19 protein-coding genes are annotated in these 20,182 nt (G+C 62.3%); 8 read left to right on the top strand and 11 right to left on the bottom strand.

Features of this window, described 5'->3' with window-relative positions; all coding sequences use genetic code 11:
- Nucleotides 1-2: 2 nt before the first annotated feature.
- The 4 genes from F0185_RS14820 to F0185_RS14805 form a co-directional block, all read right to left on the bottom strand.
- Complete coding sequence (locus F0185_RS14820; protein WP_187362534.1) at nucleotides 3-1,214, bottom strand: MFS transporter; 1,212 nt, start codon at nucleotides 1,212-1,214, stop codon at nucleotides 3-5.
- A gap of 69 nt (nucleotides 1,215-1,283) precedes the next feature.
- A complete protein-coding gene (pgmB, locus tag F0185_RS14815; RefSeq protein WP_167225608.1) occupies nucleotides 1,284-1,928 on the bottom strand; it encodes a beta-phosphoglucomutase in 645 nt (214 codons plus the stop codon).
- Nucleotides 1,925-4,186 (bottom strand): glycoside hydrolase family 65 protein, encoded by a 2,262-nt coding sequence (locus F0185_RS14810; RefSeq protein WP_187362533.1) that lies wholly within the window; start codon nucleotides 4,184-4,186, stop codon nucleotides 1,925-1,927. Before F0185_RS14810 ends, pgmB begins: the two co-directional genes overlap by 4 nt.
- Nucleotides 4,187-4,384: 198 nt before the next feature.
- Nucleotides 4,385-5,428 (bottom strand): LacI family DNA-binding transcriptional regulator, encoded by a 1,044-nt coding sequence (locus F0185_RS14805; RefSeq protein ID WP_167225604.1) that lies wholly within the window; start codon nucleotides 5,426-5,428, stop codon nucleotides 4,385-4,387.
- A 277-nt stretch (nucleotides 5,429-5,705) separates the two neighbouring features.
- Between F0185_RS14805 and F0185_RS14800 the strand changes: the two genes are divergently transcribed.
- Nucleotides 5,706-8,159: a TonB-dependent receptor gene (locus tag F0185_RS14800; RefSeq protein ID WP_167225602.1), complete on the top strand. Its 2,454-nt coding sequence runs from the start codon at nucleotides 5,706-5,708 to the stop codon at nucleotides 8,157-8,159.
- Nucleotides 8,160-8,212: 53 nt separating this feature from the next.
- Here F0185_RS14800 and F0185_RS14795 read toward each other — a convergent pair whose 3' ends face one another.
- Entirely contained in the window at nucleotides 8,213-8,566 is a 354-nt protein-coding gene (locus tag F0185_RS14795; RefSeq protein WP_167225600.1) for an energy transducer TonB, read from the bottom strand.
- 324 nt (nucleotides 8,567-8,890) lie between these two features.
- Nucleotides 8,891-9,928, bottom strand: coding sequence for an MBL fold metallo-hydrolase (locus F0185_RS14790; RefSeq protein ID WP_187362532.1), 1,038 nt, complete (start codon nucleotides 9,926-9,928; stop codon nucleotides 8,891-8,893).
- 126 nt (nucleotides 9,929-10,054) lie between these two features.
- On the opposite strand from F0185_RS14790, the gene F0185_RS14785 reads away from it, so the two are divergent.
- Nucleotides 10,055-10,693, top strand: coding sequence for a TetR/AcrR family transcriptional regulator (locus tag F0185_RS14785; RefSeq protein WP_167225597.1), 639 nt, complete (start codon nucleotides 10,055-10,057; stop codon nucleotides 10,691-10,693).
- On the opposite strand, the gene F0185_RS14780 is transcribed toward F0185_RS14785, so the two are convergent.
- Both F0185_RS14780 and F0185_RS14775 read right to left on the bottom strand, forming a co-directional pair.
- Nucleotides 10,672-11,760, bottom strand: coding sequence for a WD40/YVTN/BNR-like repeat-containing protein (locus F0185_RS14780; protein ID WP_167225595.1), 1,089 nt, complete (start codon nucleotides 11,758-11,760; stop codon nucleotides 10,672-10,674). The two genes, F0185_RS14785 and F0185_RS14780, sit on opposite strands and share 22 nt — an antisense overlap.
- A gap of 2 nt (nucleotides 11,761-11,762) precedes the next feature.
- Entirely contained in the window at nucleotides 11,763-12,032 is a 270-nt protein-coding gene (locus tag F0185_RS14775; protein ID WP_166891517.1) for a MoaD/ThiS family protein, read from the bottom strand.
- A gap of 121 nt (nucleotides 12,033-12,153) precedes the next feature.
- On the opposite strand from F0185_RS14775, the gene F0185_RS14770 reads away from it, so the two are divergent.
- Nucleotides 12,154-12,465, top strand: a complete 312-nt coding sequence (locus F0185_RS14770; RefSeq protein WP_167225593.1) for a hypothetical protein — start codon at nucleotides 12,154-12,156, stop codon at nucleotides 12,463-12,465.
- A 21-nt stretch (nucleotides 12,466-12,486) separates the two neighbouring features.
- Here the strand turns inward: F0185_RS14770 and F0185_RS14765 are convergent, their stop codons facing one another.
- Nucleotides 12,487-13,032, bottom strand: coding sequence for a tetratricopeptide repeat protein (locus F0185_RS14765; RefSeq protein ID WP_229477018.1), 546 nt, complete (start codon nucleotides 13,030-13,032; stop codon nucleotides 12,487-12,489).
- Between the two features lie 133 nt (nucleotides 13,033-13,165).
- On the opposite strand from F0185_RS14765, the gene F0185_RS14760 reads away from it, so the two are divergent.
- Nucleotides 13,166-13,657, top strand: coding sequence for a hypothetical protein (locus F0185_RS14760; protein ID WP_167225591.1), 492 nt, complete (start codon nucleotides 13,166-13,168; stop codon nucleotides 13,655-13,657).
- Nucleotides 13,654-14,466 carry an ATP-grasp domain-containing protein gene (locus F0185_RS14755; RefSeq protein WP_167225589.1) on the top strand — a complete coding sequence of 271 codons (813 nt, stop codon included), beginning with the start codon at nucleotides 13,654-13,656 and terminating at the stop codon, nucleotides 14,464-14,466. The genes F0185_RS14760 and F0185_RS14755 overlap by 4 nt, the downstream gene beginning before the upstream one ends.
- A 14-nt stretch (nucleotides 14,467-14,480) precedes the next feature.
- Here F0185_RS14755 and F0185_RS14750 read toward each other — a convergent pair whose 3' ends face one another.
- Nucleotides 14,481-14,816, bottom strand: a complete 336-nt coding sequence (locus F0185_RS14750; RefSeq protein WP_166891505.1) for an aminoacyl-tRNA hydrolase — start codon at nucleotides 14,814-14,816, stop codon at nucleotides 14,481-14,483.
- 92 nt (nucleotides 14,817-14,908) lie between these two features.
- Entirely contained in the window at nucleotides 14,909-15,361 is a 453-nt protein-coding gene (locus F0185_RS14745; RefSeq protein ID WP_167225586.1) for a hypothetical protein, read from the bottom strand.
- An 866-nt stretch (nucleotides 15,362-16,227) separates the two neighbouring features.
- Between F0185_RS14745 and F0185_RS14740 the strand changes: the two genes are divergently transcribed.
- The 3 genes from F0185_RS14740 to F0185_RS14730 all read left to right on the top strand — a co-directional run bounded on the left by F0185_RS14740 (nucleotide 16,228) and on the right by F0185_RS14730 (nucleotide 20,099).
- Entirely contained in the window at nucleotides 16,228-17,520 is a 1,293-nt protein-coding gene (locus tag F0185_RS14740; protein WP_167225585.1) for a nucleotide sugar dehydrogenase, read from the top strand.
- Nucleotides 17,521-17,586: 66 nt separating this feature from the next.
- Nucleotides 17,587-18,624 (top strand): SDR family oxidoreductase, encoded by a 1,038-nt coding sequence (locus F0185_RS14735; protein ID WP_370664018.1) that lies wholly within the window; start codon nucleotides 17,587-17,589, stop codon nucleotides 18,622-18,624.
- 68 nt (nucleotides 18,625-18,692) lie between these two features.
- Nucleotides 18,693-20,099 (top strand): TIGR03013 family XrtA/PEP-CTERM system glycosyltransferase, encoded by a 1,407-nt coding sequence (locus F0185_RS14730; RefSeq protein WP_166891494.1) that lies wholly within the window; start codon nucleotides 18,693-18,695, stop codon nucleotides 20,097-20,099.
- Nucleotides 20,100-20,182 lie beyond the last annotated feature (83 nt).

Genomic DNA, 20,182 nt, shown 5'->3' with positions numbered 1-20,182 from the left:
GGTCAAGCGGCATGATCGACCTGCCGCTTGAAGAAGTACAAGGTGACCAGCACCAGCGTGATCGGCACCAGCGTCAGGTAGAACGCGAAGTGGCCGCTGAAATTGCCGAACACGTAGCCGGTGATGAACGAGCCGGTGGTGCCGCCCAGCGCCGAAAAAATCACCAGCAGCCCGGTCATCGATGAGTGCTGGTGCGGCGGCAGGGAGCTGAGCATGACCGAATTGATGCCGGGGTAGATCGGCGCCATGAACAGGCCAATCAGCGGGAACAAAAAGGTCGCCAGCGGCGCGCTGGACCAGGTGATGTTGGGGTCGGCCACCACGTCGTGCGTGAGCGGGAGCGCCAGCAGCACCGTGGCGGCCATGCCGATCACGCAGATGTTCATGACCGGGTACCAGTTCATCCGGCGCATGACGAAACCGGCAGACAGGCGGCCGATCGCCAGGCAGGCGGCGAAGATGCTGGTCACCTGCACGCTCATGGCCGCCGGCAGCTTGAGGATTTCGTTGTTAAAGGTTGGCAGCCAGGTACCGACGCTCTGCTCAATCAGCACATACAGGAACGCGGTCATGACGAACACGCACACCAGCGGCTTGAAGAACAGCTTGAGCATGGCGGTGAAGTCGTCCCAGCGGCTGCGCCCTTCCGGCAGCTGCGCCATGCCTTCGTCGAAAGACGTGGACAGCACCAGCACGAAGGTGACGGCGCACAGCGCGGCCAGCACCCAGTACACCTGCAGCCAGCTGTGCGAGGCGGGATCGGAGGAATCAATAAAGTAACCGAAGATCCAGTAGGCGCTCAACACGCCGACCATGAACACGCCTTCCAGGGTATTCATGATGCCGGCATGGTGGCGGCGGTCGCGCGCGATCAGGCCCAGGGTCGAATACACCGACACCTTGACCAGCGCGAACGCCACGCCAACGCAGAGGAACAGCAGTTTGGCGGTCCAGAAGGCGGGCAGCAGCGGCATGGCGATGCAGGCCGCGGTGACCAGCGCCAGCGCGGCGAGGATGGCGTTCTTGTAGCCGATGCGGGGCAGGAAGGACGCCACCAGGAAGGATACGACCGCGATCGGCAAGTCCTTGAATGCTTCGAGGTTGCTGGCGCTCGATTTGCTCACACCATAGTTGCCGATGACCTGGAGGATGACCGTGCCGACGCTGTTAAGCAGGATCGCAAAGACGAAGTAAATCAAAAAAAGGGCTAACATGATGCGTTGGTTTTTCACACGGTCTCCAATATTTTTTTGTTTTGGTGTGCTATTTCCTGCCACTGACGCTTACTGGTAATCCTCCAGCTTGAAGCGGTCCAGCGCCGGAATCACCCGGTCGGCCCGCGTGAGCACGTCCGGGTTGCCGATGCCGAGCGCCCACATGCCGGCGCTCTTGATCGATGCCACGCCGGCCACCGCGTCTTCCACGCCCAGGCAATCTGCCGGGTCCACGCCCAGTTCGCGCGCGGCCGTCAAAAAGATCTCCGGATGCGGCTTGCTGTTGGCGATCAGCGCGGCGTCGACCACATAGTCGAAGCGATCGCGAATGCCCAGCCGTTCAAGCACCGTGAAGGCGTTCTTGCTGACCGAGGCCAGGCCGATGCGCAGGCCCGCCACGCGCACCGCCGCCAGCGCATCGACAGCGCCGGGCAGCAGGTCGGCCGCCGACATGGTGGCGATCAGCTCCTGGTAGTGCCGGTTCTTGGCGTCGGCCAGCGCCAGCTTCCCGGCATCGCTGTAAGTGCGCTTCGCGCCGGCCAGGATCAGGTCCAGGGAGCCCATGCGGTCGATGCCCTTTAACTGTTCGTTGAAGGCTTCGTCGAAATGCACGCCTTCCGCTTCGGCCAGCCGCTTCCACGCCAGGTAATGATAGTGCGCGGTGTCGGTGATGACGCCGTCCAGATCGAAAATCACTGCCTTGAACCTGCTCATGCCTTTTTCTCCTGAAGTGGGCGCGTGACCGATACCGATGGCGCGGCGCGCGTGAGCGACACGCGCTCGCCGCAGTGCGTCAACGTCAGCGCGTCGCCGTCGACCAGCGTGTAGCGCGCTTCGGCGACGTCGATGCGCACTTGCAGCAGCGCGCCGTGGATGTGAATCTGGAACTGGTAGTGCTGCCAGCGCGCCGGCAAGGTGGGCGCGAAGCGCAGCGCGCCGTCGGCCACGCGCATGCCGGCAAAGCCGTAGGCCACGCCCATCCAGGTGCCGGCCATGGCCGCCGTGTGCACGCCGTAGTGGGTGTTCCCGTGCGTATCGTCCAGGTCCAGGCGCGCGGTCTCGAGAAAATAGTCGTAGGCCTTGTCGTGGTAGCCCACCTCGGACGCGATGATGCTGAAGATGCAGGACGAGAGCGACGAATCGTGCGTCGTCACCGCTTCGTAGTAGTCGAAGTCGCGCTTTTTATCGTCCTGCGTGAACTGGTCGGACAGCAGCAACAGCGCCAGCACCACGTCGGCCTGCTTGCAGACCTGGTGGCGGTAGATCACCAGCGGGTGGTAGTTCAGCAGCAGCGGATAGTTTTCTTTCGGCGTGGCGGCGAAGTCCCATGGCTTTTTGCCGAGGAAGCTGTCGTCCTGCTCGTGGATGCCGAGGGCGGCGTCGTAGGGCAGCGCCATGCGGCCGGCGGCGCGGCGCCAGGCGGCCGGTTCGGCGTCGTCCAGGCCGATGGCTTGCGCGATGCGCTCGAAATCGTGCGGGCGCGCGCCGCGCAATTTGTCGACAATCTCCGCCGCGAAGCGCAAGTGCATCTGCGCCATGGCGTTGGTGTAGTAGTTGTTGTTGACCAGCGCCGTGTATTCGTCGGGACCGGTGACTTCGTTGATGCAGAAGCGCCCGGCGCGGTCGTAGTTGCCGATGCCGATCCAGACGCGCGCGGTCTCCAATACGATTTCGGCGCCGGCCTGCGCCATGTAATCGAGGTCGCCCGTGGCGTCCAGATACAGCTTGATGGAGTAGGCGATGTCGGCGTTGATGTGGTACTGCGCGGTACCGGCCGGGAAGTAGGCCGAGCATTCTTCGCCGGCGATGGTGCGCCACGGGTACAGCGCGCCTTTGGCGTGCGACATCTGGCGCGCGCGCGCGCGGGCTTGTTCCAGGCCGGCGTAGCGGTAGGCCAGCAACTGCCTGGCGACTTCCGGTTTGCTGTACAAGAAAAACGGGAAGATGTAGATCTCGGTATCCCAGAAGTAGTGGCCTTCGTAGCCTTCGCCGGTCACGCCCTTGGCGGCGATGTTGGTCTTGCCGTCGCGGCCGACCGATTGCAGCAGGTGGAACTGGTTGAAGCGAATGCCTTGCTGGAGCGCGTCGTCGCCGGCGATTTCCACGTCGGCGCGCTCCCAGAAGTCGGCCAGGTACGCGGCCTGGCGCGCGCACAGGGCGTCGAAGCCATCAAGCCTGGCCTTGGCCAGCGCGTCCCTGGCGAGGCCCGCCAGTTCGGCCTCGGGATAGTCGCGCGACGAAAAGTAGACGCCGTACTTGGTCAGGCTTTGCGGCAGCATCACGTCCAGGTCGAACGTAAAACTGTGGCTGGCCGCCAGGTCCTGGTGGCTGGCGCTGCCCGCCACCGGCGCCACGGTCTCGATCGCGCTCACCAAAGTGAAGCCGCTGTTGTGGGTGCGCTGGGTGAGGCTGGACATGGTGGCGCCCTGCTCCACCGCCAGCAGGTGCAGCGCCGGGCCGGAGACGGCCGAGCCGATGCGCGGGTCGTCGCCGGCTTCCTGGTTGCGCACGGCGCCGTCAATGGTCGAGACCACGCGCACCTGGCCGGAGAAATTGAGCGCGGTCAGTTCGACATCGAGCGCGAACAGGTGCTTGTCGGCCAGCGAAACCACGCGCCGGGTGACCAGGCCAAGGCGCTTGCCGCTGGCCGACGTCCATTCCAGGCTGCGGCGCAGCACGCCGGTGCGAAAATCGAGCACACGCTCGTAGCGATCGAGCGTGCCTTGCAAAGGGTCGAAGCGCTCGTCGCCGAGCCAGACTTCGATGCCTTTGGCGTTGGGCACGTTGAGCATGAACTGGTTGGTCTTGGCCAGGCCAAACGCCGCTTCCGGATAGACGATCGGTTCGGACTCGTAAAAGCCGTTGAGGTAGGTGCCGTCGAGCGAGGTGCCGGCCGGGCCGCTGTAGCCTTCTTCGGGCGTGGCGCGCAGACCGATGTAGCCGTTACCGAGGGCGAACAGGGTCTCGTTCAAAAAGTGCGTGGCGGGGTCGAAGAAGGTCTCGCGAAGGCACCATGGGTCAAGCGGGAGAACGTGTGGGGAGCTAGCGTGCGGCACGGTTTTGTCCTTTGTCTGTCTTTTGAAATTTGCGTTTCAAACCGGTTTGGATTCGAGCCGAGTCTATTTCAAATCGGTTTGGAATGTCAATTTATTTAGATTTGGTCGGGAAAATCAGGTCTGGCGGGCGATCAGGGTGGTCGGCAGCATTTCGGACTCGACCTGCTCGCCGTTCATCAGCGCCAGCATTTTTTTGGCGAGCAGCACGCCGCCATCGCGCAGGTACTGGTGCACGCTGGTCAGCGGCGGCACGAAGCTGGCCGCGCCGGGCGTATCGTCGTAGCCGATGACGGACACGTCGTCCGGCACGCGCAATTGATGTTCGGTGAGCGCGCGGATCGCGCCCATGGCCAGCAGGTCGCTGGCGGCGAACACGCCGTCGAAGGCGTGGCCCTTTTTCTTGAGCAGCGCGGTCATGCTGTCGAAGCCCGATTCGAAGGTGAAGGCCTTGGGGCGGATGATGTGGACCGTGCCCTGCCCGCCCAGCGCGTCGATGAAGCCGGCGCAGCGCTCCTGGACTTCGGCGTGATCGACATCGCCCAAAAACACCAGCTTGCGCCGGCCTTGCGCCAAAAAGCGTTCGGCCACGCTGGCGCCGCCGCGCCGGTTGTCGCTGCCGACCACGATGGTGGTGGCGCCGGCTTCCGGCGCGCCCCACACCACCAGCGGCAGCTTGGCTTTTTGCAGGAAGCGCACCGCTTCGCCGTGGGAACCCTGGCCGAGCAAGATCAGGCCATCGGCGCCCTGCACCGGCGCCGTGTCCATCAACTGCTTGGAGGTGAGCACCACGCTGTAGCCGGCCGTGGTCAGTTCCTGGGTGATGCCGCCCAACAGTTCGAGCGGATACGGGTCGGACATGGGGCGGCCCTTCACGGGCGTCATTTCGACCACCACCGCGACCGAGTAGCTACGCCGCATGCGCAGGTTGCGCGCGCTGATGTTGAGGCGGTAGCCCTGCTCGTCGGCGATGCGACGGATTTTTTCGCGCGTCTTTTCCGTCACCAGCGGGCTGTCGCGCAGCGCGCGCGATACCGTGATCGTGGAAACGCCCGCCAGGCTGGCGAGGTCTTCCATCGTCAGGGCGGCGTCGTTCTTGCGCGGCGCGATCGTGCTTGCTGCCGGCGCGGCAGTCTTGCTTGCAGCCTTGTTTGCGGCCATGGAAACGCTCAATTTTGGTAGGAAAACAACGACACCGCCGCATTATGACAGGTTTACGCCTCGCCACAGGCCAAATGACATCGATAACATTTCGATTGACATCGATATCATTTCTTGTTTCAATGATTCGTCTTTTCTTGCCATCATAATAAATTGCAGACCGGCTGGTACGGGGCGCGGCGACGAAAGACAGGGGACATGCATGCGGCAGGCACACAGCCAGCCAGTCCAGGAGACGGATTTCAACAAGAGCACAGATAAAAAAGCGAGCATAACGATGAACAGTCACAAGCACTTCCTGCTTTCCTCAGTCACGCTGGCCGTGCTGACCCTGATGAACCAAGCCCAGGCAGCCGGCCAGGCCGCGCCCCCTGCCCCGGCCGCCGACGCCGCGGCCGCCGAAGCCGTGGCGACCGAAATCCAGCAGGTGGTGGTGACCGGCACGGCGTCGGCACGCGGCACGCGCAAGATCGACACCAGTTTTTCGATCACCACGGCGACCGAAGAGCAACTCAAATCGGCCTCGCCCAGCAGCACCGCCGACGTGCTCAAACTGGTGCCGGGCGTGTATGCGGAGTCGACCGGCGGCCAGTCGGGCGCGAATATCGAGGTGCGCGGCTTTCCGTCGGGTAGCGATTCGCCCTTCGTATCGGTCCAGATGAACGGCAATCCCCTGTATCCGGTGCCGGTGCTGTCGTTCTTCGAGGGATCGTCGGCGTTCCGCCTGGACGACACGGTGGCGCGGGTGGAAGTGCTGCGCGGCGGGCCGAGCACGATCTACTCGGTCGGCCAGCCCGGCGCGACCATGAATTTCATCCTGAAAAAGGGTGAAGACACGCCGGAAGCTACCCTGCGCTTTAGCACCGGCACCGGCAAGCTGCGCCGGCTCGACGCTTTTGTGGGCGGCAAGATTGCCGACGGCTGGTACGGGACCATCGGCGGCTTCGCGCGCCAGACCCAGGGCGTGCGCGATCCGCAATTCAAGGCCGACGACGGCAAGCAGCTGACCGCGTCCATCACGCGCAAGCTCGATGAAGGCGAAGTGACCGCCTACGTACGCACCACCAAGGAAAAGAACGCGTTTTACACCGGCGTGCCGCTCATTTCAAGCGACAACGGACGCACGATCACGGAATTTCCCGGCTTCGATCCGCTCACCGGCACCTTGATGAGCAATGAAATGCGCCACTTCACCATCGACGCGGCGCCCGGCAAGACCCTCACGCGCGACCTGGCCGACGGGCGCGGCATGGATGCGACCGTCTTCGGGGCCGAGTACGAGCAAAAACTGGGCGGCTGGGATGTGTCGAACAAGGCGAATTACTTCAGCGGCGACCTGAACACGATCTCGATGTTCACAGGGAACAACCCGCTGACGGCGGCGGCGTACCTGGCCAACGCCAACGCGACCCATAATCCGCTGGCGGCAGCCGGATCGGGCAGCATCAGCTATGTGAAGGGCGGCGTGGTCGATCCCAACCAGCAAGTGGTGCAAGCCGGATTGTGGTCGGTCGAGAAGAAACTGAGCTCGTTCACCAACGAATTTCGTCTCAGCCGCGAGCTACTCAAGAACAACACGACCACCGTCGGCGCGTATGTAGCGCGCTACAAGTCGAATGACGAATGGTACCTGGGCAACAGCCACCTGATGACGGCCACGCCCAACGCCAGCCTGATCAATGTGCAACTGAGCAACGGCACCATTGTTTCGCGCAACGGGGTGGACGGGAATGTGTTTTATGCGCCGGTGGCATCGTACAAGGGCAACAATACCGCCCTGTTCGTGGCCAATGAGTGGAAAGTGAACGAGCAGATCAAGGTGGACGTGGGTGCGCGCCGCGAAAAGCAGAGCCTGAAAGCGACCATCTCGAACCTGACCTCGATGGATACGGACGCCAATCCGCTGACCGTATACAACAACGGCACCTCGGTTCCGACTGGCACCAACACCCAGCTCAGCCGCGACGACAGCGTCAATTCCTTCACCGTGGGCGGGATTTACAAGTTGTCCAAGGATATGAGCGTGTTTGCGCGCGCCAATACCGGCCACACCTTCATCTATTTCGACGACATGCGCAACGCCGGCACCCAGGCCGCGCTGAACGACCGCAAAGGCGTGCCGACGCCGAAAGTGACGCAGTACGAAGTCGGCTTCAAGACGGTGGGCGAGATGTACAGCGCGTACATCAACGGGTTTTACACGGACTTTACCGGCATTTCCTTCCAGCAGATCACGACCGACGCGGTGCTGAACTCGGTGAGCGGTTCGCGCGGGCATGGCGTGGAGTTCGAACTGGCCGTGCGGCCGGTGAAAAACCTGCAGGTGAGCTTGATGGGCAACTATCAGGAATCGAAATACCGCGACAATCCGGCCATTACCGGCAAGCTGGTGCAGCGCCAGCCGAAGATGCAGTTCCGCCTGTCCCCAAGCTACCGCATTCCGATGGGCGACAATTCACTGAAACTGTATGGCACCTACGCGCACGTGGGCAGCCGCTGGGCCGACCAGGCCAATCTGTCGTACCTGCCCTCGTATCAAACGGTGGACGCGGGCATCCTGGCATCGGTGGGCACGCATTGGGAATTCCGGCTCGCGGGCACGAACCTGGGCAATGAACTGGGGCTGACGGAGGGTAATTCGCGCCTGACCGGGGCGCAGAGCAGCGGTCCGATCAATGCACGGCCGATTTTCGGGCGCGCGGTGGAGGCGTCGGTGCTGTACCGCTTCTAGAGCAGACGACAGGCGTGGACATCCTGCATGTCCACGCCGGGGCCACAGCCCATTTACTCGACGACCCACGAATACTTGACCTTGGCCCAAGCCAGCGCAGCCTGGCCGTCTTTTGCACCCGGTTCGAACTTGCAGCGGGCACCGGCGCGGACCGATGCACGATCGACGCGCACCGCGCCGCTCGATTCCACCACTTTCGACTGCACCACTTTGCCATCGGTATCGATCAGGTAAGCGACGGTCACGGTGCCGGTTTCGCCGTCATCCTGCCAACGCACTGGAAATTCCGGTTTTTCGCAGCCGGCTACATCGAGACGGGCCGGGCGGTCCGCAGCCATGGCGTGGGTCGCGCTCAGGCACAGCAGGGTTGCGGACAGGACGGTAGCGAAGCGGGTAGTGGCAAACATAAAACCTCCAGAGGGGATGATGGATAAATCCGGCGCTTCTGGCGCTCGAATCGTCTGCTGGGTAGCCAGCTGACAGTTCAAAATATACTGCGGCGCAGCATATTTTCTCAATTTATTATCCCAATGGCGGTTATGTCAGTTTCGCATAACTTATTGCCTTGCACCAACATATAGCATTCACCAACCGCATACCAGTTATGCGCGATCTATGTTGGTGCATATAGTCACAAAACCGGTTTCAATGGCCCCGATTTATAGCGAAACCCTGTTGTAGTGCGTTGTATTAGTGTGTGGAAATTATGCGACGCACAATGCAAATAGTTTTCAGCCGGGTGCCGGATCGACCCGTTTCCACCACGCCTGGCCGGGCGCCGGGTTCTTCAGGTCGAGCGCCTGCCCCATTTCGGGGGTAGCCAGGCGCACCCCGCGCGCGCTGGCGAGCGCGGCGATGCGGTCAAAGGGTTCGTGCCAGGGATGCAGGCTCAGGTCGAAGGTGCCGTTATGCACCGGCATCAGCCATTTACCCTTGAGGTCGAGGAAAGCTTGCAGCGTTTGTTCCGGCTGCATGTGCACGTCGGGCCACTGCTCGTCGTAAGCGCCGGTTTCCACCATGGCCACGTCGAAAGGGCCGAACTTGTCGCCGATGGCCTTGAAACCGTCGAAATAGCCGGTGTCGCCGCTAAAAAAGACGCGCAGGTCTTTATGCACAAACACCCACGACGCCCACAAGGTCGCGTTGCCGTCGGTGAGGCTGCGTCCGGAAAAATGCTGGGCCGGGGTGGCGATCAGGCGCACATTGCCGACCTTGCGCTCTTGCCACCAGTCGAGCTCGGTCACCTTGGCGGCGTCGATGCCCCAGGCCACCAGGCGCTCGCCCACGCCCAGCGGGGTGAGAAAGTGCTCGGTCTTGGCGGCCAGCGCCAGCACCGATGCATGGTCGAGGTGATCGTAATGGTCGTGCGAGAGGATCACGGCCTTGAGCGGCGGCAGTTCCTCGATGCTGATCGGCGGCTGGTGAAAGCGCGCCGGACCGGCCCATTGCACCGGCGAAGCGCGCTTGGAAAACACCGGGTCGGTCAGGTAAAACGCGTTGTCGAGCTTGAGCAGCAAGGTCGAATGGCCGAGGCGGAACAGGGTGTTGTCGGGCGCCGCCAGCAATTGCGCGCGGGTCAGCGCTTGCACCGGAATCACGCCGCTCGGCACCGTATCCTTGTTCTTGCCCATCAAAAAGGTCCAGCTGAGACGCACGAGTTGCGCGGGGCTCTGCTTGAACATGGGAACCGGATTGCGGAATTTGCCGTCGCTGAACTGGGGCGATGGATGCTGCGGCGCGGGGCTGCCGGCGAAGGTGCAAGAGGCCATGAGGAATGTCCCTATTAACAGGAGGCTGAGAAAAAGTCGGTGCACAGATGATCCAATCAGAAATGTACACTACACAGTGTAGTTTCCTTTTTTGGAAAAGTAAACTGGTGGGTGTAAAATAATGGAATGAACACACCCCGCATCACCCCACCCCAGCGCCTGACCGACCGCAAACGCCTGGCTATCCTGACCGCCGCCGCCGAGCAATTCCGCAGCCTCGGCTTCGAAGCGAGCAGCATGGACAAGATCGCCGCCAATGCCGGCGTGTCGAAACGCACGGTGTACAACCACTTTCCCAGCAAGGACGAGTTATTCGCCGAGACCTTGGTGGCCTTGTTCGAGCGCAGCGCCGCCGGGCTGGACTTGCCTTATCGCAGCGACGCCAGCCTGCGCGCGCAGTTGACTGAATTGATGACCATTAAAGTACGGGCGATGGCCGACCAGGATTTTCTCGACCTGGCGCGGGTGGCCATTGCCGAGGCCATGCACCAACCGGAGCGGGTGGGCGCCATCGTGACCCGCCTGGGCGAGCGCGAGGAAGGCGTGACGCGCTGGATCCGCGCGGCCCTGGCCGACGGCAAACTGAAGGAATGCGACCCGGTTTTCGCCGCCACCTTGCTTCAAGGACAGGTCAAGGCGATGGCGTTCTGGCCGCAAGTGACCATGGGCGCGCCGCCGCTGGCGCAGGAATTGCACGGCGCCGTGGTCGACGCCGCCGTGAGCATGTTCCTGAGCTACTTCGCTCAGGCAAAACACGCCGCGTAGACCGGCGGCAGGGTGGTCGAGACGGTGTGCCAGCTGTCGCCCGCGTTGTCCGACATCCACACCCCACCGCTGGTGGAAGCCATCAGCAAGGTGGCGCCATCGTCGGCCACCGCCAGCCCGTGGCGGTACACCAGGTCGTAGCAATGCTGCTGCGGCAAGCCCGCGTTTGTTACCTTGAAACTGTTGCCGCCATCGTCAGTGCGGGTGACCGCGAGCGCGGCGCCGACCGGAATGCGGCGCTGGTCGGCCTCGGCGGGAGCGAACCAGGCGGTGCCGCCGTCACGCGGATGGGCGGCCACGGCAAAGCCGAAGTTCGACAGCGGCGCCTGCGTGATTTCGGTCCAGTGGTGGCCGTTGTCGGCCGAGCGCCAGATGCCGTTATGGTGCTGGCACCACAGCACATCCGGGTCGCCCTTCGAACGAACGATGCGGTGTGGATCTTGCACGGCTTCATTTTCGTTGAGCTCAGGCGGCATGTAATCGGCGCGCATGCCGGTGGCGCTGATGGTCCAGCTGGCCCCGCCGTCTTCGGTGCGCCAGACGCCGCCGCAGGAAACGCCCACCAGCACGTGCTCGCTGTTGCGCGGATCGACGCAGATGCTATGAATGCCGGGCACGTCGTAGCCGCCGCCGAACCATTCGGCGCGCTGGGGCACGTCCCACAGCGAGCGCACCAGCTCCCACGAGGCGCCGCGGTCGCTTGACCGGAACAGGCCGCCAGGCAGGGTGCCGGCCCACAACACGCCGGGCTGGTCGGCGCCGCCCGCTTCCAGCGACCAGATGAGTTTATTCTTCCACTCGACCTTGTCCGTGCTCGCTTCGGGCTTGAGCGGATAGGCGGGCGCGGCGATTTCGGTCCAGACGTCGCTGCCGGCATCCTTGCGGTGCAGCTTGACGCCGAAGTGGCCCAGGTTCAGCGCCGCGTAGACGGCGCCATCGCGCGGATCGGCCAGCGCGATCGAGACCGGCTCGCCGAGGAAGTGGCGGGGGCCGAACTCCCATCCGTCGTTGCCGCGCTGGAGTTCGAACAGGCCCTTGCGGGTGGAAAGATAGGCAAGCGCATGCATGTTCAGCCTCCGGAAAGTGCTTGCAGGATGTAAACGGTACTGTGGGGGGCGAGCGGGTCGTCAAGGCGGACGCGCTCGTCGCTGCGGCGGCCATCGATGAACACGACGACGTTCTCGCGCAGGTGGTCCTGGTCGTCGAGCACGTAGCCGCGCAGCAAAGGGTTGGCGGCGAAGGCTGCGTCGAGCCCGCCGCGCAGGGTGGCGGCGCTGGTATCGACCTGCGGCACGGCGGTAAACCGGGCAAGCTGCTGGGTGAAAATGAGACGCGCCATGGCATCCGATCACGTGGCTGACGACGATGGGGGAATCAAAGCCGCTTAATTTTAGCGCGGATCGGCGTGGCTGTCGCGTGCGGGCCTAGAATGGAAGCGAGTCAACTTTCCGGAGACGAGCATGCCGATCAAACCTCACGAACTTGCCGCGCTGATGCACGAAGTCGAGCAGGAAGACCCCATCGATTTCGCCGACCTGCCCTTCGGCGAGGCCGAGCTGCGCGAACTGGTGGCGGCGCACCTGTGCGAGATGGCCGCCGCGATGGACAACTTCAGCACCGAAGACCGGCTGATGACCTTGCTGGCGGTGTCGGCCAAACTGGTGCTGGAAAACCTGGTGCTGCATCTGCAATTGCTGCGCCAGCATGGTTTGCCGGTGAGCGACAGTGTCGAGGAACTGCTGAGCCGGCTGCGCAAGCAGGCTGGGACCTGATCCCACAAGAGACTCAGGCAACTACCAGCCGCTGGGCCAGCCATCCGGCGGCGGCTTGAGTCTGGATTTGATGAAGGCGAGATATTTCGGGTCTTCTTCCTTGAAGATGGCCTTGCCTTTCTGGAGGTAAGCGCGTGCCAGTTCGTCGGCTGCTTTGCTCATATTCCCTAACTCAAAGTAGGCTTGGCCAAGCCGCAAATGGATAAACGGGTTGCCGAGGGCGCCAGGGCAGTGCATGGCATCCTGCAAGGCAGCCCTGGCTTGTTCATAATATTTGGCTTTAAAGTTGGCATCCCCGATCGCCACCAACAGCCAGGTGGCGGCTTCCCATTGCGTGACCGGTTCGGGGAGAAGGTTGAGTGCCTTCACGTACGCTTGCACTCCCTCGCGGCTTTTTCCCTGTTTGACCAAGACGTCGCCGCTAGTCGACAGGGCGGTGACTTTCGCAGAGACAGCATCGGGCAGTTGGGGTGGCGCAGCTGCATGGGCTGGCTGCGGCAATAACACGAGCAGCGAAGCGACAAGGTAACGTGCAAGGGGAGCAATCTTAGTGCGTCGTGGTTTCATGAGACGGATTGTGCCACGTGCCGCCACATCCGCCCCCGTCGCCTCTCGCAACCCCCATCTCCGCACGGACGCAGACGCTGTTTGGGCCAATATTGCAGTGTTAAAATCGCATCGTTCCCTCTAGAAAATGCGTATGCCGTCCATCAAAATTTTTCTGCTTGTTTCCGCCACGCTAAGCGGTGCCGGTGCAGTGGCGGCCGACAAGCCGACTCCTGATTTCGCGCCCGACGCGGCGGTGCAGCGCGCAGCCACGGCCTACGCGGCGCAGGCCGTAGCGACCGCACGCGACCAGTTCAGCATCAAGCTCGACGGCACCGACGCCAGCATGGCCCAGCTTGACGCCGTACTGGCGCGCGCCCACACCGCGTACACCACCAAATCGCCGCGCCCTTCGGAAGAGCAAGTCACGGCAGTGGCGCGCATGTACGGCAGTTACCTGGGTGAAGTTTATCGCCTCAATCATGGCGGCGTGTGGGGCATGGCCACGCTGGAGGGAAAAACGCTGCCGGCAATGCGGACCAGGTCGGGGGCCAACTTCTGGCCATGGACACAGGCATCTCAGCGCATCAGCAAGGGAGCTGGATATAACGTGGCCGACTATTACAAAGGGCTACCGAACAAATGACCGACCTCCACCCTACCCCATCGGTGCAGCTGCTGTTTCCCTGCGATCCATTCAACAAACGCCTTGCCGACGAGGCCTATGGCGAGGAATACGACGCCGCGCGCGCGGCCGGATTCGCCTGTTCGCTGTTTTCCTTCGAAGATTTTGAAGCGGGGCAATTCAAGACGCAGCCGGCCCTCGCCGCCGGTGTCAGCGTGCTGTACCGTGGCTGGATGCTGACGCCGGATGGCTACGCGCGCCTGCATCAGGCCATTGCCGGGCAGGATTGCGCGATGCTGACCAGTCCGGCCCAGTACCGCCATTGCCACTACCTGCCCGAGTGGTATCCGCTGTGCGAAGAATTTACGCCGGAAACGGTGATCGTCGCGCGCGACGCCGACTTTGCCGCCGCCGTGGAAGGCAAAAACTGGCCCGCCTATTTCGTGAAAGACTACGTGAAATCGCTGACCACCCAGCGCGGCTCGGTGGCGGCCACGCCGCACGAGATTGCGGAGGTGGTGAGCTTGATCGAACGCTACCGGGGCGCGGTCGAGGGCGGCGTGTGCATCCGCAAATTTGAACAGTTGCAAGCCAACAGCGAGGAGCGCTATTTCGTGCTGCGCGGACAGGCGTTTGGCCGCGACGGCACGGTGCCTGCGCTCGTGCACGCACTGGCAAGCCGCATCGACAGCCCGTTTTTCTCGGTTGACGTGGTCGCTTCCAGCGAGGGGACACGGCGACTGATCGAGCTGGGCGACGGCCAGGTATCGGACCGCAAGCAGTGGCCGGTCGAGCGTTTCATGGCGATGCTCGACAGCAGGCCAGCCTGAACCGGCGAGCGTCGTTACGTGCCGCCGTCAACGGCGATGACGGGCGCCGCGCGGTACAGCTTGAGGAACTTGAACATCTTCGGCCATTCCTCGCGCGGACGGAAGGCGATGGCCACTTCGCGGTTCTCGAGCGCGGACTCGGTCAGCACGACATGGTCGGCCACCTGCTTCGCATTCTCGAACTCTTTGGCGTTGACGATGCAGACCGCCTTGAAGAACGGGCCGGCCAGCCACGCCTGGACCTCAGGCGTGTCCTTGAACTTCAGGTAGCCGGCCAGCGAGGCATGGGCCACGGCCACCATCGCAAAACCGAGCGGCACGTCGTCGCGCACCAGGATATACATTTTCATCTTTACGGCTACTCACAAAGCGGATTGGAAAGATACTGCCCACGCCAGGTGTCATGCACCCCACCCTGCGTGTTCAGTATCTGCGCCGCCGCTTACTGCGTGATGTGCATGTCGAAACGGGCGCCGCTGGAAAACACGCAGGTGCCTGAGCCCATTTCGGCGCGGGTCATCACGTAGTCGCAGCGCACATAGCCGCCACGGTTGCCGGAAGCGTTGGCCACGCCCTTGGCCGCGCCCGGATCGCGCGTCGCCTCGCCGGAAAACGCTTCGCCGCCGGCCGCGAACGAGAATTCGCCATGGCCGCGTTCAGGATTGCTGATGGTACCGGAAATGCGGCCCATGCGCGATGCCTCGTCGTTGGACGGGTACAGGCGCGCCGTGTAGATCGGGCGAATGGCCGGCACCGGCACGATGGCGACACCGCCGCCGTTGTTGTTGTAGTTGCCGTTGCCGCGCGGCGGATATTGATCGATCGGAACGACGTAGCATGCCGACAGCAGGCTCGATACCGCTACCAATGCCAGAATATGTTTTGCCTTGACCATGTTACCAATCTCCTGAGTAAAAACGCACTGCAACACGCCCTTGCAGCGTCATCCAGTCTGGCTGACGCACTGCAAGTTCGAATGAGTCGCAGTATAGGTAACAAGGTTTCAAAAAAGGAAATATCGCGCACGGTAGCGCGGATTGATACCGCTCGTGGATAAACTCGACACTTCGGGCCGGGCCGTTCGGCCGCGCGGGCAGGAAGGCCTTGACAGCGCCAAGAACTTGGGCCCCCGCCTTCGCGGGGGCGACGGTGGAGCGGCCGCCTGATGGCGCTGCGATGGACCGGATGCGTGGGCGTCAATCCGGGCCAACCCAGCCATTCTCATAGCTGAAAGAACTGTCAGGGCAAAAACGCAACAGTTACCAATAATACTTTTTTGGCCCGCTTGCACGTCATTACAATAAGGATTCAGGCCCGACTTATGCGGCCTTTTCCGGAACGCGGCACGGCTTGCGCCGTCGCATCCGGACGCCTCCGGGTGCGCTGCTCCCGCGAACGACCCGCCCTGTCATGGACACATAAAAATAACAACAAGCATTTCTCTAATAGTTAGTTAAGTTGTAACGAACTTTGCTATTTCGCAAGGAAAGAGTGTATATTCCTAAGTATACAGTTCCGATCATTATTTATTGCTCGGCGACAGCTGCCGCGTGTCGGCCAAAAACCGTTGGCCGGCGTTAAGGGGATGGCCTTTAGCGGGCGCTGGCAGGAGCGCGCGGCGCCCACGCCACAGTCCCGGCAGAGCCCGCCTTTGCGAGGGCCCTGCAACGACAGGGCGCACGTTTGTTTTCAAGTTGTAAATTTTGCAGGCGTAATTCTGTTGCTATAATAACAAAATACGTTTTGAACAGGGAATCCCAGATGGAAGCAGCAGCAAAAGTAGTGGCCGTCGTTGGCCTCGGTTACGTCGGCCTGCCATTGGCTGTCGAATTCGGCAAGAAACGTACGACCATTGGTTTCGACCTGTCGACCAGCAAGATCGACAGCTATCAGCGCTTCATCGACCCTACCGGCGAACTGAGCAGTGAAGAGTTGCGCGCCGCGCAGCACCTGACCGTCAGCGCCGACCCGGCCGCCATCGCCGGCGCCGACTACATCGTGGTGGCCGTGCCGACCCCGGTCGACATCGCCCACAATCCCGACTTCACCCCGCTCGCGGGCGCCAGCAAGACCGTCGGCCTGCATTTGAAGAAGGGCGCGATTGTCATTTTCGAGTCCACCGTATATCCGGGCGCGACCGAGGAAGTCTGCATTCCGATCCTCGAACAGCATTCGGGCCTGACGTGGATGGAAGACTTCCACGTCGGCTTCTCGCCGGAACGCATCAATCCGGGCGACAAGGAACACACGCTCACCACCATCCTGAAAGTGGTGTCGGGCGACGATGCAGCGACCCTCGACGAAGTGGCCAAGCTGTACGAATCGATCATCACGGCCGGCGTGTATCGCGCATCCTCCGTCAAAGTGGCGGAAGCGGCCAAGGTCATCGAAAACACCCAGCGTGACCTGAATATCGCGTTGATGAACGAACTTGCCATCATTTTCGATAAAATTGGCATCGATACCCTGGAAGTGCTGAAGGCGGCGGGAACCAAGTGGAACTTCCTGCCGTTCCGCCCGGGCCTGGTAGGCGGGCATTGCATCGGCGTCGATCCGTATTACCTGACGCACAAGGCCGAAATGATCGGCTACCACCCGCAAGTGATCCTGGCCGGGCGCCGCATCAACGACGGCATGGCCAAGTTCGTAGCCGAAAAGACCGTCAAGTCCATGATTGCCGCCGGTTTCAACGTCAAGGGCGCGAAAGTGAACGTGATTGGCCTCACCTTCAAGGAAAACTGCCCGGACCTGCGCAATTCGAAGGTGGCCGATATCATCACTGAGCTGGAAACCTACGGCGTGCAGGTGCACGTGCACGATCCGGTGGCCGACGCCGCCGAAGCCATGCACGAGTACGGCGTCAAGCTCGACAGCTGGGAACAGTTGCCGCAGGCGGACGCCATCATCGCGGCGGTCTCGCACAAGGAATTGCTGGCGCGCCCGCTGTCCGACCTCCAGGCCAAACTGAACAAGGGCGGCTGCTTCATGGATGTCAAATCGCTGTTCGACCAGGACGCCTTGCGCGCCGCCGGTTTTTCCGTCTGGCGCCTGTAGGGGCCTTCGGGAAGCGCCCGCTGGCGCTTCCCTGTATGCAGCATGAATAAGAAACTGGAGTCTGTCGTGGGTAAATTTATCGAGGTTCAACAGCACTTGCGCGCGCACCGCAGCCACTGGCTGGTTACGGGCGCGGCCGGTTTCATCGGGTCGAACCTGGTCGAAGCATTGCTGCGGCTCGGCCAGAAGGTCACCGGCCTCGACAACTTCGCCACCGGCCACCAGCACAACCTGGACCAGGTGCGCGAGCTGGTCGGCAGCGCGGCCTGGGCCGACTTCACCTTTATCCGCGGCGACATCCGCACCCCAAGCGACTGCGCCAAGGCCGTGGCCGGCGCCGACTATGTGCTGCACGAAGCGGCGCTCGGCTCGGTGTCGCGCTCGATGGAAGACCCGATCACCACCAACGACACCAACGTCACCGGTTTCCTGAACATGCTGGTGGCCGCGCGCGACGCCAAGGTGAAACGCTTCGTGTACGCCGCCTCGAGCTCGACCTACGGCGACCATCCGGCCCTGCCCAAGGTCGAAGACGAGATCGGCAGCCCGCTGTCGCCGTACGCCATCACCAAGTATGTCAACGAACTGTACGCCGAAGTGTTCGGGCGCTGCTACGGCACCCAGACCATCGGCCTGCGCTACTTTAATGTGTTCGGCCCGCGCCAGGACCCGGATGGCGCCTACGCCGCCGTGATCCCGCAATGGATTGCCGCGCTGATCAAGAACAAGCCCCTGTTCATCAATGGCGACGGCGAAACCAGCCGCGACTTCTGCTACATCGACAATGTGGTGCAGGCCAACTTGCTGGCCGCCCTGGCCGACAACCCGGAAGCAAGCAACCAGGTCTACAACGTCGCGCTCAACGAGCGCACCAGCCTGAACCAGCTGCACGCGATGATGTGCGACTTGCTGGCAGAACAGTTTCCGCACGTGCGCGACCATCGGCCACAGTACGCGCCTTTCCGCGCCGGCGATGTGCGTCACTCGCAGGCCGATATTTCCAAAGCGATCAAGTTGCTCGGCTTTGCCCCCACCCACCGGATCGGCGAGGGCATGCAACAAGCCATGGCGTGGTACATCCGGAATTTGACTTATAACAATTAAAAGCGTTGCGGCGGAGGCAGCACAGTGCCCGCCATGCAACGCCACTTATCCTGTCCAGGGGTGGAAAAATGCTTCGGATTTCTAATCACTATGTCTCACGCGTCGTGTTCGTGCTGCTGTTTGTCGAAGTGCTGATCCTGATCGGCTCGGCGTACGCGGGCGCGGCGCTGCGCGTTTACGAAGACGGCAAGACCTCGCTGCCGCCGCACCTGGACAATTTCCTGATTTCGGCGATCGCCTACGCCATCGCCATCGTGTTCAGCATGAGCGCGCTCGGCATGTACCAGCTGAACCTGACCGAAGGCTTGCGCAATCCCTTCTTCCAGAAGCTGCTGCCCTCGTTCGCGATGGGCTTTTGCATCCTGACACTGCTGTTCTACGTGGTGCCGAACCTGTACTTCGGACGCGGCATCATGTTGCTGGTGTTTATGATCGGGGCCGCCGGCATCTTTGTGGCGCGCACAATTTTCCTCAAGACATCCGAAGCGCGCAAATTCGAATCGCGCATCCTGTTCGTCGGCGGCGGCGCCCTGGCCAACGAATGCCGCGAACTGGCCAACCGCGACCAGGTCTACCACCGCTACGAAATCGCCGGTTTCATCGCCATGCCATCCGAGGACTCGCGCGTGCCGGCCTCGGCCCTGCTGGAAGTGCGCGGCGGCGAATCGCTGCTGACCCTGGCGCGCCGCCATGATGTCGAGGAAATCGTGGTGTCGGTGGAAAACCGCCGCGGCGGCGCCTTCCCGATCAAGGATTTGCTCGAGTGCAAACTGTACGGCGTGAAAGTAATCGACGCCGCCACCTTCTTCGAGCGCGAGACGAGCCAGATCCGGGTCGATTCCTTGCAGCCGAGCTGGCTGGTATTCGGCGGCGGCTTCGACCAGAGTTTTATCCGCATCTTCGTCAAGCGCACCTTCGACCTGGTGGTCAGCGGCACCTTGCTGGTGGTATCGCTGCCGGTGATGTTCCTGACCGCGCTGGCGATCTACATCGAAGACCGCGCCCCGATTTTTTACCAGCAGGAACGGGTCGGCACGAATGGCCAGACCTTCAAGGTGCTCAAGTTCCGCAGCATGTTCAACGATGCCGAAAAGGGCGGCAAGCCGCAATGGGCGGCCCAGAACGATCCGCGCATCACGCGCGTGGGCAACTTCATCCGCAAATGCCGCATCGACGAATTGCCGCAGATCCTCAACGTGTTCAAGGGTGAGATGAGTTTTGTCGGTCCGCGTCCGGAGCGGCCCTACTTCGTCGAACAGTTGAGCGAGCAGGTTCCCTACTACAACGTACGCCACAGCATCAAGCCCGGCATCACCGGCTGGGCCCAGGTACGCTACGGTTACGGCGCATCTGTCGATGACGCGGTGCAAAAGCTCCAGTATGATCTGTATTATGTGAAAAACAACAGCCTGTTCCTCGACCTGCTGATCCTGATCGACACCCTCAAGGTGGTCATGGGCAGTCACGGGCGTTGACCGCGGCCTGCACCTTGGGTCCCTCCTTGGGGCAGGCCCTGGCGCCGGCCTCGCCCGGCGCCTTGCTCCACACCGTGATCCAC

The organism is Massilia rubra, from assembly GCF_011682065.1.
Lineage (GTDB): Bacteria > Pseudomonadota > Gammaproteobacteria > Burkholderiales > Burkholderiaceae_D > Telluria_A > Telluria_A rubra.
This window is presented reverse-complemented; position numbering and strand designations above follow the sequence as displayed.

Excerpts from the sequence above, each read along its gene's own strand:
- F0185_RS14820 (WP_187362534.1), bottom strand. The coding sequence starts at position 1,214 with ATGTTAGCCCTTTTTTTGATTTACTTCGTCTTTGCGATCCTGCTTAAC.
- pgmB (WP_167225608.1), bottom strand. The coding sequence starts at position 1,928 with ATGAGCAGGTTCAAGGCAGTGATTTTCGATCTGGACGGCGTCATCACC.
- F0185_RS14805 (WP_167225604.1), bottom strand. The coding sequence starts at position 5,428 with ATGGCCGCAAACAAGGCTGCAAGCAAGACTGCCGCGCCGGCAGCAAGC.
- F0185_RS14800 (WP_167225602.1), top strand. The coding sequence starts at position 5,706 with ATGAACAGTCACAAGCACTTCCTGCTTTCCTCAGTCACGCTGGCCGTG.
- F0185_RS14795 (WP_167225600.1), bottom strand. The coding sequence starts at position 8,566 with ATGTTTGCCACTACCCGCTTCGCTACCGTCCTGTCCGCAACCCTGCTG.
- F0185_RS14790 (WP_187362532.1), bottom strand. The coding sequence starts at position 9,928 with ATGGCCTCTTGCACCTTCGCCGGCAGCCCCGCGCCGCAGCATCCATCG.
- F0185_RS14785 (WP_167225597.1), top strand. The coding sequence starts at position 10,055 with ATGAACACACCCCGCATCACCCCACCCCAGCGCCTGACCGACCGCAAA.
- F0185_RS14780 (WP_167225595.1), bottom strand. The coding sequence starts at position 11,760 with ATGCATGCGCTTGCCTATCTTTCCACCCGCAAGGGCCTGTTCGAACTC.
- F0185_RS14775 (WP_166891517.1), bottom strand. The coding sequence starts at position 12,032 with ATGGCGCGTCTCATTTTCACCCAGCAGCTTGCCCGGTTTACCGCCGTG.
- F0185_RS14770 (WP_167225593.1), top strand. The coding sequence starts at position 12,154 with ATGCCGATCAAACCTCACGAACTTGCCGCGCTGATGCACGAAGTCGAG.
- F0185_RS14765 (WP_229477018.1), bottom strand. The coding sequence starts at position 13,032 with ATGAAACCACGACGCACTAAGATTGCTCCCCTTGCACGTTACCTTGTC.
- F0185_RS14760 (WP_167225591.1), top strand. The coding sequence starts at position 13,166 with ATGCCGTCCATCAAAATTTTTCTGCTTGTTTCCGCCACGCTAAGCGGT.
- F0185_RS14755 (WP_167225589.1), top strand. The coding sequence starts at position 13,654 with ATGACCGACCTCCACCCTACCCCATCGGTGCAGCTGCTGTTTCCCTGC.
- F0185_RS14750 (WP_166891505.1), bottom strand. The coding sequence starts at position 14,816 with ATGAAAATGTATATCCTGGTGCGCGACGACGTGCCGCTCGGTTTTGCG.
- F0185_RS14745 (WP_167225586.1), bottom strand. The coding sequence starts at position 15,361 with ATGGTCAAGGCAAAACATATTCTGGCATTGGTAGCGGTATCGAGCCTG.
- F0185_RS14740 (WP_167225585.1), top strand. The coding sequence starts at position 16,228 with ATGGAAGCAGCAGCAAAAGTAGTGGCCGTCGTTGGCCTCGGTTACGTC.
- F0185_RS14730 (WP_166891494.1), top strand. The coding sequence starts at position 18,693 with ATGCTTCGGATTTCTAATCACTATGTCTCACGCGTCGTGTTCGTGCTG.